This window comes from Streptomyces sp. Ru71 (genome assembly GCF_002920535.1).
GTDB lineage: Bacteria > Actinomycetota > Actinomycetes > Streptomycetales > Streptomycetaceae > Streptomyces.
On the sequence record NZ_PQSS01000004.1, the window covers coordinates 146,753 to 161,895 of the forward strand.

Genomic DNA, 15,143 nt, shown 5'->3' on the forward strand with positions numbered 1-15,143 from the left:
TCGAGACATGAGCAATGAGCTCCAGCGGGTTGTCGAGGCCCTGAGAGACTCGATGGGCAGGCGGCCGGAATGGCGCATGATGAACTCGCTGCCCGCTGGGGCTCAGCCCAGAGAAGTTTCAGCCGAACTGCCGGAATCACTCAGGAATTTCCTTCTGGTCGCGAACGGTGCCACCTGCGGTGACGTCACCATCTTCTCGACCAGCGTGATTGACCAGATGCAGTTCTATGCGGACCCGATTCCAGATGCTCAGGTGACCCTCGGCCGCGAGGAGTGGCTGTGCGGCGGAGTCATCTCTGACGAACCGTTCTTCGTGAACCGCTTGAGCGGAGAAGTCTGGTACTTCCCGGACACAGGGGTCGAGTGGTGGCAGTCTCCGTCGTTCGAGATGGCCGCCGAAGACTTCACCTCCTTCTTCTTGGAATTCGTGGCAGGACCGCGCTATGTGGACCTGTCCGCCACAGGACGCGAAGACCAATGGGCTGAAATGCTCAGCCACTTGGGCCTCCTGGACTAGATATCCCATGGTGGCCGACGCGCCGGCCGCAGTTCGGGAAGCGGCGTCAGGCGAATGAGCGACCTGTTCCGGTGGAACATCCGGTAACGCTGTGGCCGGGGAGGGACCATACCTCCCCGGCCACAGGTCTGTTGGGAAGGCAACGCCGAGCGCCGGAAGCCACCAGGGCAACCTACGGCTTGGCCAGGCATTCGAACCACACCGTCTTGCCGTCGCCGACAGGGCGCGGCGTCACGCCCCACCGGTCCGTGACCGACTCCACCAGCAGCAGGCCACGCCCTCCCTCGTCCAGTAACTCCCCGCTCCCCCGCGCCGGCAGACCCGCGCAGTCGTCGGAGACCTCCACCCGTACCGCGCCGGGCAGCAGCAGGAAGCAGATTCCACAGCGCCGGCCCGGCACGTGCCGGACCACGTTGGTCAGCAGCTCCGTCAGCGCCAGTTCCGCCGCGTCGGCCACGTCGGGCAGGCCCGAGCCCTCCAGATACAGCCGCAGGATGCGGCGCAGATGCCGCACCGAGTGCTCACCCAGCGCGAACTCGGCACGGTAGCGCGGCTGAAAGTCCCTCGTCCGTGGGCCGGTTACGTCGTTCATGCCCCCACACTGCGACGGGTCGCTTACGCTCGACTACGCAGCGAAACCAACGCCGTGAGGTGTTGCAGGCCGGAGGTACGACGTGGCCAACGTCCAGAATCTCGACCCCACCGCTTCCCCGCTCGACTACTACGGCTGGGAACTGCGCCGCCACCGCGAGGCCGCCGGCATGAGCCAGGGCCAGCTCGGCGAGGTCATCTTCTGCACCGGCTCACTGATCGGCCAGATCGAGACGACGAGACGGGTCCCCACACGGGACTTCTCCGAACGGGTCGACGCCGCGCTGGGGACGGACGGCCTGTTCTCGCGCCTGGTCGGGCTCGTGCTGCGCAGCCAACTGCCCACCTGGTTCCAGCCGTACGCCGAGATGGAGGCGAAGGCGACCTACATCTCCACGTATCAGGCGCAGCTCGTGTACGGGCTGTTGCAGACGGAGGAGTACGCGCGGGCCGTGCTCAGCGTGGACTGCCACACCGACCTGGACCGGATGCTGGCGGCACGGATGGAACGCCAACGCATCCTCCAGCGAGACCAACCGCCCGCGCTCTGGGTCGTGCTGAGCGAGGCCGCATTGCTCTTGGAGATCGGCAGCCCTGACGTCATGCGCCGCCAACTCACTCACCTGTTGAGTTTCCGGCAGAACCCCTGGGTGCAGATCCAGGTGCTGCCGTTCTCAACGGGGCAACACACCGGCATGATGGGGACGTTCACCTTACTGAGGTTCGATGACGACCCCGACCTCTTCTACGCGGACGGCTACGCCCAAGGCCACATGACAGCCGATCCGAGCGTGATCAAGGAGCGTTCGGTCGGTTACGCTCGCTTGCAAGCCTCGGCCCTCTCCCCCGAGGACTCGGCGAGACTGATCACCCGCTTGATGGAGGAACGCTATGCGCCCCCGCACAGCACCGAGGAACGTTCAGTGGCGTAAGTCCAGCTACAGCGGAAGCAACGGCGGCGAGTGCCTCGAAGTCGCCGACAACCACACCACCGTCGTCCCCGTCCGGGACAGCAAGAACCCCGCCGGCCCCGTCCTGCTCATCGGCGGAGCCGCCTGGCAGGCGTTCGTGGACGGGCTGCGCTAGGCCCACACGGCCTTCACCACGACGTGGCCCGCCGCGGCCGCCCGCCCGTAGAAGCCCCGCAGGTCCCGGTGGTGGTCGAGGAACTCCTGCCTGGCCAGTGACGCGTCCTGGAAGAGACTCAGCTTGGCACCGGCGGTGTTCCACAGCTCGTCGAAGGAGACGGCGGCGAGGAAGTCCGCCGCCTGTGACACGCCGGGCTGGTCCAGGATCATCAGGGGCGGGTCGAAGAGGTCCGCGCTGTGGGCGACGGGGCGGCCGCCGTAGATCGGCAGCGTCCAGGACTGATCGGCGCCGCTTCCGGTCGACTCAGCCGCGGCGTAGAGGTCGTTGACGGAGTTGAAGACCTTGTTGATCGAGCGGGCGATGCCCGCCGCGTACTCGCCGGGGAGGTTGTCCCAGGCCTCGGACATGAACGCCGCCAGCCAGGTGTGGTCGTCCCGGATCTCGGACGCGGCGACGGCCCGCAGGTGCAGGTGAATGCTCACGGCGACGAGTGTCCCAGGTGCCAGGAGCGCGCCTCACGCCCCCCGCACCGCATACTCCAGCACCCGTTCGCTGAGCAGCTCCTCGACCTCGTCGAGGAGCTGGAGCGTCTCCCGGGACACCTCCGCCGGCTTGCGCTCCTTGAGCATCTCGCGGCCGATGGAGGCGAACACCGTCGCGTAGATCCAGCAGATCTGGCCGGCCATGAGGTCGGGCAGCGGGTCGTCGGCGGCGGCGCCCGTCTCCTCGCACAGCGCCGCCCGCAGGTTGTCGTGGCTGTCCTGCTGGAGCATCCACAGCCGGGAGCGCAGCGTCGGCGCCTCATGGATGACCCGCATGAACCGGCTGTACCCCTCCATCAGGCCGACGCGCGGTGAGACGGCCTCGACCTCCTCGCGCAGCTCCCGCAGGACGGCGCGCGCGGCGGACTCCCCCACGTCCCGGCCCCGGACCCAGCGGGCCAGCCGGTCGACGACGCCGGCCGAGCGGTCCAGGAAGAGGTCCTCCTTGGCGGGGAAGTAGTTGTAGACGGTGTTGACGGAGACGTTCGCCGCCTCGGCGATCTCCGCGACCGTCACCGCCTCGAAGCCGCGCTCCAGGAACAGCCCCGTGGCGACATCCGAGATGTACTGCCGGGTCTGCCGCTTCTTCCGCTCCCTGAGCCCCTCTGCCATGCCCTCATCCTAGCTTCGCTGGGGCTGCTGAAAACTTGGAGTCATTGCAAAATTTCAGAGACTCTGTTTTTCTGTGGAGCATGCCAGCAGTCATCAGCGCGTCCGGACTGGCGCGCACCTTCACGACCAAGCGCGGCCCCGTCGAGGCCGTGCGCGGTATCGACCTGACCGTCCACGAGGGCGAGATCCTCGGCTTCCTCGGCCCCAACGGCGCCGGGAAGACCACCACCCTGCGGATGCTGACCACCCTGCTGAAACCGACCGGCGGCACCGCCACCGTCGCCGGGCACGACCTGGCGACCGACCCGGTCGGCGTGCGCCGGGCCTGCGGTTACGTCGCCCAGTCCGGCGGCGTCGACCCGCAGATCGGCGTCCGGGAGGAGCTGGTCACGCAGGGGCGGATGTACCGGCTGACGAAGAGCGAAGCCGTCGCCCGCGCCGAAGAACTCGCCCGCGACCTGGGCCTCACCGAGCTGCTCGACCGCACCTGCGGAGCCCTGTCCGGCGGGCAGCGGCGGCGCCTCGACATCGCCATGGCCCTCACCCACCGCCCCCGCGTGCTCTTCCTCGACGAGCCGACCACCGGCCTCGACCCCGGCAGCCGCGCCGACCTGTGGGACCTGGTGCGCCGGCTGCGCGACGAGCACGGCACGACCGTCTTCCTGACCACGCACTACCTGGACGAGGCCGACGCCCTCTCGGACCGCCTGGTGATCGTCGACAAGGGCACGGTCGTCGCCGAGGGGACGCCGGGCGCGCTGAAGCTGCGGTACGGCGGCTCGATCGACGCCACCCTCCAGGACACCTTCCTCGCCATCACCGGCCGGGGGCCAGCCGCCCCGGCCGACGCCGCCCCGGTAGCCGTATAGGACGCCACCGATGCTGTTGCACGACACCGGCCTGATCTACGGCCGCTATCTGCGCCAGACCCTGCGCTCCCGCTTCGCGATGCTCTTCGGCGTGCTGATGCCGCTGCTGTACCTGCTGTTCTTCGGACCGCTGCTCACCGATCTGCCGCTGGGCGGGAAGGGCAGCTCATGGCAGGTGCTGGTGCCTGGCCTGCTGCTCCAACTCGGCCTCTTCGGCGCCCTGTTCGCGGGCTTCATGATCATCCTGGAGAACGGCCAGGGCGTCGTCGAGCGGATGCGGGTCACCCCCGTCAGCCGGCTCGCGCTGCTGCTCGGCCGGGTGCTGCGGGACGCCACGGTGTTCGTCTTCCAGGCGGTGCTGCTGGTGCTGGCCGCACTGGTGATGGGGCTGCGGGCTCCCGTCCCCGGGGTGCTCATCGGCTTCGGCTTCGTCGCGCTGCTGACTCTGTCGCTGGCGTCGCTGTCGTACGCGGTGGCGATGAAGGTGCGCAGCCCGCAGGAGTTCGGGCCGCTGATCAACGCCGTCTCCATGCCGTCGATGCTGCTGTCCGGGCTGATGCTGCCGATGACCCTGGCTCCGGCCTGGCTGGACGTCCTGTCCCACTTCGTGCCGTTCCGCTACATGGTGGACGCCATGCGCGACGCCTACGTCGGCGAGTACGCCACCGCGCACATGCTGTACGGCGTCGTCGTCGCCGTCGGATTCGCGGCGCTCGCCGTGACAGTGGGCACACGAGTGTTCCGGAAGGCCGGGGCGTAACTACGCTGGCCGCATGGTCAATCTGACGCGCATCTACACGAGGACCGGCGACAAGGGCACCACCGCCCTGGGCGACATGAGCCGGGTCCCCAAGACCGACCTGCGCATCTCCGCGTACGCCGACGCCAACGAGGCCAACGCGGTGATCGGCACGGCGATCGCGCTGGGCAACCTCGACCAGGAGATCGTCAAGGTCCTCACCCGCGTCCAGAACGACCTGTTCGACGTGGGCGCGGACCTGTCGACGCCGGTCGTGGAGAACCCGGAGTTCCCGCCGCTCAGGGTCGAGCAGTTCTACATCGACCGGCTGGAGGCGGACTGCGACCGCTTCAACGAGCAACTGGAGAAGCTGCGCTCCTTCATCCTCCCGGGCGGCACCCCGGGCGCGGCGCTCCTCCACCAGGCCTGCACGGTCGTACGCCGCGCCGAGCGCTCGACGTGGGCGGCCCTGGAGGTCCACGGCGACATCATGAACCCCCTGACGGCGACCTACCTCAACCGCCTCTCGGACCTCCTGTTCATCCTGGCCCGCACGGCCAACAAGGAGACCGGTGACGTGCTGTGGGTGCCGGGCGGCGAACGCTGAGCCCTCAGTCGGACCGGGCGGGCGCCTTCTTCGGGAACAGCGTGTAGCTCGCGGCGATCAGGGCGTTGATGCCGATCACCCAGAGCATCCGTGTCTGCCACACCCGCAGCGAGCCGGTGTCACCGTCGTCGCCGACGTACCAGACCGCCGCCTGGAGCAGGGCCAGCGCGACCACGGAGGCGAGGATCCAGCGGCCCGCGACCTTCCACTCGTGGACGGCGCGGGCCGTGCCGTACTTCGGGGGGCGTGCCGGCGGCGGGCCGTCCGCGAAGCGGTGGGCGAACCTGGCGTCGGCCCACTTGATCGTCGCGTGTCCGAGGCCCGCCGTGAAGCCGATGTACACCGCCGCGAGACCGTGCCGCCAGTTCGGCTCGGCGCCGTTCTTCAGGTCGATCGCGGTGACGGCGAACAGCACCACCTCCAGCAGCGGCTCGCACAGCAGCAGCGCGAGAGAGGTGCGCGGCATCCGCAGCAGGTAGCGCGTGGCCAGTCCGGCCGCCAGCAGCACCCAGAAGGCCACCTCGCAGGCGATGACCAACCCGACGATCACGGTTCGCTCCTCTCGCTCACCCCTCCAGGGTTCCGTGGCCCCGCGCCGGTTTCGTCGTCGCCGGTGACGATCTCGCGGTACATCGAAAGATGCAGTCCAGGACCCTGCCCGGGGTGCACGCGCAGGGGGTGCCGGCCGTGTTGGATGGGCACCATGGCCGTACGACTGTCCCGCCCGCACCCGTTCGACCGCCGGGTGGCACTGTGCGGGCTGCTGGGCGGCCTGCTGCTGTGGGGGATCGGCCTGGGCAACCGGGACGCCGCCGAACCGAACGCGCTCCTCGACGGCCGCTGGCCGATCCTGCCACCGCTGGTGGTGATGGCCGGCTGCGAACTGCTGCGGCGGTCCGCGCCCCGCACCGCGCTGCTCGTCGGCACGGCCGCGCTGGCCGCCGACACCCTGACCCAGGGGAACCTGGCGACCGTCCTCATGTTCACGGACGTGATGTACGCGGCCGTCCTGTACGGCCCGGCCGCCTCCGCACGCCGCATCCTGTGGATCACCGGACTGGTCACCGCGGCCGCGACCCTGGTGCCGCTCGCCGTCTGGCGAATGCCGGAGGCGGTGCTGATCGGTGTGCTCACCGGCATCGTGACCTTCGGGCCCGCCTCCACCGGCTGGATCGTCCGCAACCACCGCGACGCCGCCGAGGCCGCCCGGCTGCGCGCCGAGCAGACGGCGCTGCTGGCCGAGATGGACCGGGCCCAGGCCGTCACCGCCGAGCGCGCGCGGATGGCACGGGAGCTGCACGACCTGGTCGCGGGCCCATCTGTCCGCCATCGCCATCCACTCCACCGCCGCCCTGTCCATCGACGACCCGGCGACCACCCGGCAGGCGCTGGCCGTCATCCGGGAGAACAGCGTCGACGGGCTGGCCGAGATGCGGCGGCTGATCGGCATCCTGCGCGACGGCAGCGGCGACGACGAACCGGCCGCCGCCCCGACCGTCGACGGACTCGGCGCACTGGTCGACGGTGCCCGCGCCAACGGCCTCGACGTCCGCCTGGACGCGCGGCACGGTCCCCTGCCCGTGCCTGTCGGCCTCGCCGCCTACCGGATCGTGCAGGAGTCCCTCACCAACGCCCTCAAACACGCCTCCCCCGGCCCCGTCACCGTCGCCCTGACGCGCCGGGACGGCCGCCTGGACGTCGGCGTGACCAGCCCCTACGACGGGCCCGCCGGTCCCCGCGCACCCGGCTCCGGGGCCGGGCTCGTCGGCATGCGGGAGCGGGCGTCGCTGCTGGGCGGCACCTTCCAGGCGGGTCCCGAGGGCGCCGTCTGGGTCGTACGGGCGATGCTGCCCCTGCCGGAAGGAGACCACCAGTGATCCGTGTCCTCGTCGCCGAGGACCAGTCCGCCGTGCGCGCCGGGCTGGTGCTCATCCTGCGCAGCGCGTCCGGCATCGAGGTGGTCGGGGAGGCGGAGGACGGGGAGCGGGCGGTGGCCCTGGCCCGGGAGCTGCGCCCGGACGTGGTCCTGATGGACGTTCAGATGCCGCGGCTGGACGGGGTGGCGGCGACCCGTCGGGTCGTGGCCGAGGGGCTCGCGGACGTGCTCGTGCTGACCACCTTCGACCTCGACGCGTACGTCTTCGGCGCGCTGCGCGCGGGCGCGGCCGGGTTCCTGCTGAAGAACACCGAGGCCAAGGACCTGATCGAGGCGGTGCGCACGGTGGCCCGGGGCGAGGGCATCGTCGCGCCCGCGGTGACCCGGCGGCTCATCGCCGAGTTCGCCGCGCGGCCGGCCCGCGGGACGGGCGCGGATCCGGCCGTTCTCGACTCCCTCACCCGGCGCGAGCGCGAGGTGCTCTCCTGCCTCGGCGAGGGGCTGTCGAACGCGGGGATCGCCGAGCGGCTGGACATGGCCGAGGCGACCGTGAAGACGCACGTCAGCCGCCTGCTGGGGAAGCTGGAGCTGCGCAGCCGGGTGCAAGCGGCGGTGCTGGCGCAGGAGTTGGGGATCTGACAGCAGCCGCATCCGGCGGAATGTCAACTGGTCCAGACCTATTGACCCTTGGTCCAGACCTTTCTATTCTCGCGGCACCGTGGGCGTGAAGGCTCAGTCATGCCCCTGACATCCCCACATACAGAGGAGGCGCAGCATGCGCTTCAGACACCGGGCCGCGGCAGGGTTCGCGACCCTGTTGCTCCCCCTGGCCGGTGTGGTCGGTCTCGCGGGTCCCGCCCAGGCCGCGACCAACGCCACCGCCACCTTCACCAAGACCAGCGACTGGGGCACCGGCTTCGGTGGTCAGTGGACCATCAAGAACACCGGTACCAGCTCCATCGCCTCCTGGACCGTCGAGTGGGACTTCCCCGCCGGCACCAAGGTCACCTCCGCCTGGGACGCCACGGTCACCAACTCCGGTGACCACTGGACGGCCAAGAACGTCGGCTGGAACGGCACCATCGCCCCGGGCGCGTCGGTGTCCTTCGGCTTCAACGGCTCGGGCCCGGGCTCCCCGACCAGCTGCAAGCTCAACGGCGACAGCTGCGACGGCACCACCGTCCCCGGTGACGCCGCCCCCTCCGCCCCGGGCACCCCCACCGCCTCCTCCGTCACCGACACCTCGGTGAAGCTCAGCTGGGGCGCGGCCACCGACGACAAGGGCGTCAAGAACTACGACGTCCTGCGCGACGGCACCAAGGTCGCCACGGTCACCACGACGTCGTACACCGACACCGGGCTGACCGCAGGCACCGACTACTCCTACACCGTCCAGGCCCGCGACACCGCCGACCAGACCGGCCCGGTCAGCGGCGCGGTCAAGGTGCACACCACCGGCGGCGGCACCACTCCCCCGCCCACCACCGGTGACAAGGTCAAGCTCGGCTACTTCACCGAGTGGGGCATCTACGGCCGCAACTACAACGTCAAGAACCTCGTGACGTCCGGCTCCGCCGCCAAGATCACCCACATCAACTACGCCTTCGGCAACGTCACAGGCGGCCAGTGCGCCATCGGCGACTCCTACGCCGACTACGACAAGGCGTTCACCGCCGACCAGTCCGTCAGCGGCGTCGCCGACACCTGGGACCAGCCGCTGCGCGGCAACTTCAACCAGCTGCGCCAGCTGAAGGCGAAGTACCCGAACATCAAGGTGCTGTGGTCCTTCGGCGGCTGGACCTGGTCCGGCGGCTTCGGCCAGGCGGCGCAGAACCCGGCCGCGTTCGCGGACTCCTGTTACAAGCTGGTCGAGGACCCGCGCTGGGCCGACGTCTTCGACGGCATCGACATCGACTGGGAGTACCCGAACGCCTGCGGTCTGTCCTGCGACACCTCCGGCGCGGCGGCGTTCAAGAACCTGATGTCGGCGCTGCGCGCCAAGTTCGGGGCGAACAACCTGGTCACCGCCGCGGTCACCGCGGACGGCTCGGCCGGCGGCAAGATCGAGGCCGCGGACTACGCCGGTGCCGCCCAGTACGTCAACTGGTACAACGTGATGACGTACGACTTCTTCGGCGCCTGGGACGCCAAGGGCCCGACCGCCCCGCACTCCCCGCTCACCTCGTACAGCGGCATCCCGAAGGCGGGCTTCACCACCGCCGACGCGATGGCGAAGTTCAAGGCGATCGGCGTCCCCGCCAACAAGCTGCTCATCGGCATCGGCTTCTACGGCCGCGGCTGGACCGGCGTCACCCAGGACGCCCCGGGCGGCACCGCCACCGGCCCGGCGGCCGGCACCTACGAGCAGGGCATCGAGGACTACAAGGTCCTCAAGACGTCCTGCCCGGCCACCGGCACCGTCGCGGGCACCGCGTACGCCCACTGCGGCAGCAACTGGTGGTCCTACGACACCCCCGCCACCATCGCCTCCAAGATGAGCTGGGCCAAGACCCAGGGCCTCGGCGGAGCCTTCTTCTGGGAGTTCAGCGGTGACACCGCGAACGGCGAGCTGGTGAACGCGATCAGCAGCAACCTGTAAGACCTGCCAGAAAGCTCCTAAGCGACATTGACGCGCTGACCGGGCGGGGCTGCTTCCAGCCACGCGAGGAATCCGGTCAGCGCGTCTTCGCTCATCGCCAGTTCGAGGCGGGTCCCCTGATGGACACAGGCGAGGATCACCGCGTCGGACAGCAGTGCCAGCTCCTCCTCGCCCTCGGGCAGCCGGCGGCCGGCCACCTCGATGGAGGCGCGCTCCAGCACGCGGCGCGGACGCGGGGAGTAGGAGAAGACCCGGAACCACGCCACCCGGTCACCGCTGTACCGGGCCACACCGTACGACCAGCCCTTGCCGCTGGTGTCGGGTTTCTCCGCCACCTCCCAGCGCAGGCTGCAGTCGAAGGTGCCCCCGGAGCGCTGGATCAGCCTGCGCCGCAGACCGAAGACGAACAGACCCAGCACCACGAGGGCAACGACGATTCCGCACACAGTCAGAGCGAGGACCATCGACTACCGACCTCCTCGACTCCTAGGTAACGGAACGGAAAAAACTTCCAGATCTGCCTCAGCCGCGGTCGGCTCCGGATCACTCCGGTGCCGACCGCGGCTGAGTAGGTCATCGTCAGGCGTGCTCGCTTCTCAGCGCGCCGCCGCCGCACGCAGTCGTACGTCCGCGCGGCGCTGAGCGGAGGCGTCGCCCTCCGCCTTCGCGCGCTCAAGCTCACGCTCGACACGCTGGACGTCGATCTCGTCGGACAGCTCGGCGATCTCCGCGAGCAGGGACAGCTTGTTGTCGGCGAACGAGACGAAACCGCCGTGCACCGCGGCGACGACCGTCCCTCCCTCGCTCGTCCGGATGGTCACCGGGCCCGACTCCAGCACACCGAGCAGCGGCTGGTGACCGGGCATGACGCCGATGTCGCCGGACGTGGTGCGCGCGACGACCAGGGTGGCCTCACCGGACCAGACCTGGCGGTCGGCAGCGACCAGCTCGACGTGCAGCTCAGCAGCCAAGGGTGGCTCCTCGGGTCACCACCCGGCGGGAGTGCCGGGTGTTGGGGTCAATTCTAAGGGGCGTGAGTGAGGGGGCGGGACGTGCCCGCCCCCTCACCCGAACTCAGGGAGTTCAGGAGACGCCGAGCTCCTTGGCGTTGGCCTTGAGGTCCTCCAGGCCACCGCACATGAAGAACGCCTGCTCCGGGAAGTGGTCGAACTCGCCGTCGCAGATCGCGTTGAACGCGGCGATCGACTCGTCCAGCGGCACGTCCGAACCGTCCACGCCGGTGAACTGCTTGGCGACGTGGGTGTTCTGGGACAGGAAGCGCTCCACGCGACGGGCACGGTGGACGACGAGCTTGTCCTCCTCGCCGAGCTCGTCGATACCGAGGATCGCGATGATGTCCTGGAGGTCCTTGTACTTCTGCAGGATGTTCTTCACGCGCATGGCCGCGTTGTAGTGGTCCTGCGTGATGTAGCGCGGGTCCAGGATCCGGGACGTGGAGTCCAGCGGGTCCACGGCCGGGTAGATGCCCTTCTCGGAGATCGGACGGGACAGAACCGTCGTCGCGTCGAGGTGGGCGAAGGTGGTCGCCGGGGCCGGGTCGGTCAGGTCGTCGGCGGGGACGTAGATCGCCTGCATCGAGGTGATCGAGTGACCGCGGGTCGAGGTGATGCGCTCCTGCAGGAGGCCCATCTCGTCGGCCAGGTTCGGCTGGTAACCCACCGCGGACGGCATACGGCCGAGCAGGGTGGAGACCTCGGAACCGGCCTGCGTGAAGCGGAAGATGTTGTCGATGAAGAACAGCACGTCCTGCTTCTGGACGTCACGGAAGTACTCGGCCATGGTCAGGCCGGCCAGCGCGACGCGCAGACGGGTGCCCGGGGGCTCGTCCATCTGACCGAAGACCAGCGCGGTCTTGTCGATGACGCCCGAGTCGGACATCTCCTCGATGAGGTCGTTGCCCTCACGGGTGCGCTCACCGACACCGGCGAACACGGAGACACCGTCGTGGTTGTTGGCGACGCGGTAGATCATCTCCTGGATGAGCACCGTCTTGCCGACGCCGGCGCCGCCGAACAGACCGATCTTGCCGCCCTTGACGTACGGGGTCAGCAGGTCGATGACCTTGACGCCGGTCTCGAACATCTCGGTCTTCGACTCAAGCTCGTCGAAGTTCGGCGCCTTGCGGTGGATCGGCCAGCGCTCGCCGTCGTAGGACTCGTCGACGTTCAGCACCTCACCGAGGGTGTTGAACACCTTGCCCTTGGTGAAGTCGCCGACGGGGACGGAGATGGCGGAGCCGGTGTCCGTCACCGGGGCCTGGCGGACCAGACCGTCGGTGGGCTGCATGGAGATGGTGCGGACCAGGCCGTCACCCAGGTGCTGGGCGACCTCCAGGGTCAGCGTCTTCTTCGCGCCCTCGTTCGCCGGGTCGGCGACCTCGACGTGCAGGGCGTTGTAGATGTCCGGCATCGCGTCGACGGGGAACTCCACGTCGACGACCGGGCCGATGACCCGGGCGACGCGGCCCGTAGCCGTCGCGGTCTCAACAGTGGTGGTCATTTATCGGTCACTCCCCGCGGTCGCGTCGGCCAGGGCGCTCGCGCCACCGACGATCTCGCTGATTTCCTGGGTGATTTCGGCCTGACGGGCCGCGTTGGCAAGACGGGAGAGCGTGTTGATCAGCTCGCCCGCGTTGTCGGTGGCCGACTTCATCGCGCGCCGCGTGGCGGCGTGCTTCGAAGCGGCCGACTGGAGCAGCGCGTTGTAGATGCGGCTCTCCACATAGCGCGGCAGCAGGGCGTCGAGGACGTCCTCCGCCGAGGGCTCGAAGTCGTACAGCGGCAGGATCTCGCCCTGCGGCTTCGCCTCCTTGGCGACCTCTTCGAGACGCAGCGGAAGCAGCCGGGCGTCGAGCGCCGTCTGCGTCATCATCGAGACGAACTCGGTGAAGACGATGTGGAGCTCGTCCACACCACCCTCGGCCGTGTCCTTCTCGATCGCCTCGATCAGGGGCGCCGCGACCTTCTTGGCGTCCGCGTACGACGGCTCGTCGGTGAAGCCCGTCCACGACTCCGCGACCTTGCGCTCACGGAAGTTGTAGTGGGCGACACCGCGCCGGCCGACGATGTACGTGTCGACCTGCTTGCCCTCGCGCTCCAGGCGCTCGGTCAGCTGCTCCGCCGCCTTGATGGCGTTGGAGTTGAAGGCGCCGGCCAGACCGCGGTCGCTCGTGAGGAGCAGGACCGCGGCACGGCTCGGGTTGTCCGCCTCGGTGGTGAGCGGGTGCTTGGTGTTCGAACCCGTACCGACCGCCGTGACCGCGCGCGTCAGCTCGGTCGCGTAGGGAGTGGAGGCCGCCACCTTGCGCTGCGCCTTGACGACGCGCGAGGCGGCGATCATCTCCATCGCCTTCGTGATCTTCTTGGTCGCGGTGACGGATCGGATGCGACGCTTGTAGACCCGGAGCTGGGCTCCCATGAGTCAGGTCCTTCCTTACGTCACTTGGCGGCGGACGGGGCGTCCTCGCCGAGCAGCTTGCCGTCCGAGGTCTCGAACTGCTTCTTGAACTCGGCGATGGCGTCGGCGACGGCACCGAGGGTGTCGTCGGACATCTTGCCGCCCTCGCGGATGGAGGTCATGAGGCCCTGCTCCTTGCGGTGCAGGTACTCCAGCAGCTCCTTCTCGAAGCGGCGGATGTCGGCGACCGGGACGTCGTCCATCTTGCCGGTGGTGCCGGCCCACACGGAGACGACCTGGTCCTCGGTGGACATCGGCTGGTACTGGTCCTGCTTCAGCAGCTCGACCATGCGCTGACCGCGCTCCAGCTGGGCCTTGGACGCGGCGTCCAGGTCGGAACCGAAGGCGGCGAACGCCTCCAGCTCACGGAACTGGGCGAGGTCCACGCGCAGACGGCCGGAGACCTGCTTCATGGCCTTGTGCTGCGCGGAGCCACCGACACGGGAGACGGAGATACCGACGTTCAGGGCCGGGCGCTGACCGGCGTTGAACAGGTCGGACTCCAGGAAGCACTGGCCGTCGGTGATGGAGATGACGTTGGTCGGGATGAACGCCGAGACGTCGTTGGCCTTGGTCTCGACGATCGGCAGACCGGTCATCGAGCCCGCGCCCATCTCGTCGGAGAGCTTCGCGCAGCGCTCCAGCAGACGGGAGTGCAGGTAGAAGACGTCACCCGGGTAGGCCTCACGGCCCGGCGGGCGGCGCAGCAGCAGGGACACGGCGCGGTAGGCGTCGGCCTGCTTCGACAGGTCGTCGAAGATGATCAGGACGTGCTTGCCCTGGTACATCCAGTGCTGGCCGATGGCGGAACCGGTGTAGGGCGCCAGGTACTTGAAGCCGGCCGGGTCCGACGCCGGGGCGGCGACGATGGTCGTGTACTCCAGCGCGCCGTTCTCCTCCAGCGCGCGGCGGACCGACGCGATGGTGGAGCCCTTCTGGCCGATGGCGACGTAGATGCAGCGGACCTGCTTCTTCGGGTCGCCCGAGCGCCAGTTGTCGCGCTGGTTGATGATCGTGTCGACGGCCAGCGCGGTCTTGCCGGTCTGACGGTCACCGATGATCAGCTGACGCTGACCGCGGCCGATCGGGGTCATCGCGTCGACGGCCTTGTAGCCGGTCTCCATCGGCTCGTGCACCGACTTGCGCTGCATGACCGTGGGGGCCTGCAGCTCAAGGGCGCGGCGGCCGTCGGTCTCGATCTCGCCGAGGCCGTCGATCGGGTTGCCGAGCGGGTCGACGACACGGCCGAGGTAGCCCTCGCCGACCGCGACGGAGAGGACCTCACCGGTGCGGGTGACCGGCTGCCCCTCCTCGATGCCGCTGAACTCGCCGAGGACGATGGCACCGATCTCGCGCTCCTCAAGGTTGAGGGCGAGGCCGAGGGTGCCGTCCTCGAACTTCAGCAGTTCGTTGGCCATGGCCGAGGGCAGGCCCTCGACCTTCGCGATGCCGTCGCCGGCAAGGGTGACCGTACCGACCTCCTCGCGCGAGGCCGCGTCCGGCTTGTACGACTGGACGAAGGTCTCCAGTGCGTCCCGGATCTCCTCCGGCCGGATCGTGAGCTCCGCCATCTGGGTTCCCTGCTCTCCTTGTTGGGCCCGAAGTTTCACTTTGGGGGTCTGGGG

17 protein-coding genes and 1 pseudogene are annotated in these 15,143 nt (G+C 69.2%); 9 read left to right on the plus strand and 9 right to left on the minus strand.

The window, feature by feature from the left end; translation table 11 throughout:
- Positions 1 to 7 precede the first annotated feature (7 nt).
- A complete protein-coding gene (locus tag C3489_RS04315; RefSeq protein WP_103780032.1) occupies positions 8 to 517 on the plus strand; it encodes a hypothetical protein in 510 nt (169 codons plus the stop codon).
- 172 nt (positions 518 to 689) lie between these two features.
- Here the strand turns inward: C3489_RS04315 and C3489_RS04320 are convergent, their stop codons facing one another.
- The gene (locus tag C3489_RS04320; RefSeq protein ID WP_103780034.1) at positions 690 to 1,109 is read right to left on the minus strand and encodes an ATP-binding protein; all 420 of its coding nucleotides are present in this window, start codon (positions 1,107 to 1,109) and stop codon (positions 690 to 692) included.
- An 82-nt stretch (positions 1,110 to 1,191) separates the two neighbouring features.
- On the opposite strand from C3489_RS04320, the gene C3489_RS04325 reads away from it, so the two are divergent.
- Positions 1,192 to 2,040, plus strand: a complete 849-nt coding sequence (locus C3489_RS04325) for a helix-turn-helix transcriptional regulator (protein WP_103780036.1) — start codon at positions 1,192 to 1,194, stop codon at positions 2,038 to 2,040.
- Positions 2,000 to 2,194: a DUF397 domain-containing protein gene (locus tag C3489_RS04330; protein WP_103780038.1), complete on the plus strand. Its 195-nt coding sequence runs from the start codon at positions 2,000 to 2,002 to the stop codon at positions 2,192 to 2,194. The genes C3489_RS04325 and C3489_RS04330 overlap by 41 nt, the downstream gene beginning before the upstream one ends.
- Here C3489_RS04330 and C3489_RS04335 read toward each other — a convergent pair.
- Positions 2,191 to 2,679 carry a DUF1877 family protein gene (locus C3489_RS04335; protein ID WP_103780040.1) on the minus strand — a complete coding sequence of 163 codons (489 nt, stop codon included), beginning with the start codon at positions 2,677 to 2,679 and terminating at the stop codon, positions 2,191 to 2,193. The genes C3489_RS04330 and C3489_RS04335 overlap by 4 nt on opposite strands.
- A gap of 33 nt (positions 2,680 to 2,712) precedes the next feature.
- Positions 2,713 to 3,351: a TetR/AcrR family transcriptional regulator gene (locus C3489_RS04340; RefSeq protein ID WP_103780042.1), complete on the minus strand. Its 639-nt coding sequence runs from the start codon at positions 3,349 to 3,351 to the stop codon at positions 2,713 to 2,715.
- 80 nt (positions 3,352 to 3,431) lie between these two features.
- Between C3489_RS04340 and C3489_RS04345 the strand changes: the two genes are divergently transcribed.
- The 3 genes from C3489_RS04345 to C3489_RS04355 are packed head-to-tail and all read left to right on the plus strand — an operon-like array spanning position 3,432 to position 5,566.
- Entirely contained in the window at positions 3,432 to 4,220 is a 789-nt protein-coding gene (locus tag C3489_RS04345) for an ABC transporter ATP-binding protein (protein ID WP_103780044.1), read from the plus strand.
- A 10-nt stretch (positions 4,221 to 4,230) separates the two neighbouring features.
- Complete coding sequence (locus C3489_RS04350) at positions 4,231 to 4,980, plus strand: ABC transporter permease (RefSeq protein ID WP_103780046.1); 750 nt, start codon at positions 4,231 to 4,233, stop codon at positions 4,978 to 4,980.
- 13 nt (positions 4,981 to 4,993) lie between these two features.
- Entirely contained in the window at positions 4,994 to 5,566 is a 573-nt protein-coding gene (locus C3489_RS04355) for a cob(I)yrinic acid a,c-diamide adenosyltransferase (RefSeq protein ID WP_103780048.1), read from the plus strand.
- A gap of 4 nt (positions 5,567 to 5,570) precedes the next feature.
- On the opposite strand, the gene C3489_RS04360 is transcribed toward C3489_RS04355, so the two are convergent.
- Positions 5,571 to 6,116, minus strand: a complete 546-nt coding sequence (locus C3489_RS04360) for a hypothetical protein (RefSeq protein ID WP_103780050.1) — start codon at positions 6,114 to 6,116, stop codon at positions 5,571 to 5,573.
- 153 nt (positions 6,117 to 6,269) lie between these two features.
- On the opposite strand from C3489_RS04360, the pseudogene C3489_RS04365 reads away from it, so the two are divergent.
- The 3 genes and pseudogenes from C3489_RS04365 to C3489_RS04375 all read left to right on the plus strand — a co-directional run bounded on the left by C3489_RS04365 (position 6,270) and on the right by C3489_RS04375 (position 10,041).
- Positions 6,270 to 7,443 (plus strand): annotated as a pseudogene (locus C3489_RS04365) (sensor histidine kinase).
- On the plus strand, positions 7,440 to 8,081 hold the full coding sequence (locus tag C3489_RS04370; RefSeq protein ID WP_103780052.1) for a response regulator transcription factor: 642 nt from the start codon (positions 7,440 to 7,442) through the stop codon (positions 8,079 to 8,081). The pseudogene C3489_RS04365 and the gene C3489_RS04370 overlap by 4 nt, the downstream one beginning before the upstream one ends.
- Positions 8,082 to 8,217: 136 nt before the next feature.
- Positions 8,218 to 10,041, plus strand: coding sequence for a glycoside hydrolase family 18 chitinase (locus tag C3489_RS04375; protein ID WP_103780054.1), 1,824 nt, complete (start codon positions 8,218 to 8,220; stop codon positions 10,039 to 10,041).
- 17 nt (positions 10,042 to 10,058) lie between these two features.
- Here C3489_RS04375 and C3489_RS04380 read toward each other — a convergent pair whose 3' ends face one another.
- The 5 genes from C3489_RS04380 to atpA form a co-directional block, all read right to left on the minus strand.
- Positions 10,059 to 10,505 (minus strand): DUF2550 domain-containing protein, encoded by a 447-nt coding sequence (locus tag C3489_RS04380; protein ID WP_103780056.1) that lies wholly within the window; start codon positions 10,503 to 10,505, stop codon positions 10,059 to 10,061.
- A gap of 132 nt (positions 10,506 to 10,637) precedes the next feature.
- Complete coding sequence (locus C3489_RS04385) at positions 10,638 to 11,012, minus strand: F0F1 ATP synthase subunit epsilon (RefSeq protein ID WP_103780058.1); 375 nt, start codon at positions 11,010 to 11,012, stop codon at positions 10,638 to 10,640.
- A 112-nt stretch (positions 11,013 to 11,124) separates the two neighbouring features.
- The gene (gene atpD, locus C3489_RS04390; protein ID WP_103780060.1) at positions 11,125 to 12,561 is read right to left on the minus strand and encodes a F0F1 ATP synthase subunit beta; all 1,437 of its coding nucleotides are present in this window, start codon (positions 12,559 to 12,561) and stop codon (positions 11,125 to 11,127) included.
- Positions 12,562 to 13,479, minus strand: coding sequence for a F0F1 ATP synthase subunit gamma (locus C3489_RS04395; RefSeq protein ID WP_103780062.1), 918 nt, complete (start codon positions 13,477 to 13,479; stop codon positions 12,562 to 12,564).
- A gap of 20 nt (positions 13,480 to 13,499) precedes the next feature.
- A complete protein-coding gene (gene atpA / locus C3489_RS04400; protein WP_103780064.1) occupies positions 13,500 to 15,089 on the minus strand; it encodes a F0F1 ATP synthase subunit alpha in 1,590 nt (529 codons plus the stop codon).
- Positions 15,090 to 15,143: the final 54 nt, after the last annotated feature.

Bases quoted from the DNA above. Each gene is read 5' to 3' on its own strand.
- C3489_RS04315 (WP_103780032.1), top strand. From the start codon at position 8: ATGAGCAATGAGCTCCAGCGGGTTGTCGAGGCCCTGAGAGACTCGATG.
- C3489_RS04320 (WP_103780034.1), bottom strand. From the start codon at position 1,109: ATGAACGACGTAACCGGCCCACGGACGAGGGACTTTCAGCCGCGCTAC.
- C3489_RS04330 (WP_103780038.1), top strand. From the start codon at position 2,000: ATGCGCCCCCGCACAGCACCGAGGAACGTTCAGTGGCGTAAGTCCAGC.
- C3489_RS04340 (WP_103780042.1), bottom strand. From the start codon at position 3,351: ATGGCAGAGGGGCTCAGGGAGCGGAAGAAGCGGCAGACCCGGCAGTAC.
- C3489_RS04345 (WP_103780044.1), top strand. From the start codon at position 3,432: ATGCCAGCAGTCATCAGCGCGTCCGGACTGGCGCGCACCTTCACGACC.
- C3489_RS04350 (WP_103780046.1), top strand. From the start codon at position 4,231: ATGCTGTTGCACGACACCGGCCTGATCTACGGCCGCTATCTGCGCCAG.
- C3489_RS04355 (WP_103780048.1), top strand. From the start codon at position 4,994: ATGGTCAATCTGACGCGCATCTACACGAGGACCGGCGACAAGGGCACC.
- C3489_RS04375 (WP_103780054.1), top strand. From the start codon at position 8,218: ATGCGCTTCAGACACCGGGCCGCGGCAGGGTTCGCGACCCTGTTGCTC.
- C3489_RS04380 (WP_103780056.1), bottom strand. From the start codon at position 10,505: ATGGTCCTCGCTCTGACTGTGTGCGGAATCGTCGTTGCCCTCGTGGTG.
- atpD (WP_103780060.1), bottom strand. From the start codon at position 12,561: ATGACCACCACTGTTGAGACCGCGACGGCTACGGGCCGCGTCGCCCGG.
- C3489_RS04395 (WP_103780062.1), bottom strand. From the start codon at position 13,479: ATGGGAGCCCAGCTCCGGGTCTACAAGCGTCGCATCCGATCCGTCACC.
- atpA (WP_103780064.1), bottom strand. From the start codon at position 15,089: ATGGCGGAGCTCACGATCCGGCCGGAGGAGATCCGGGACGCACTGGAG.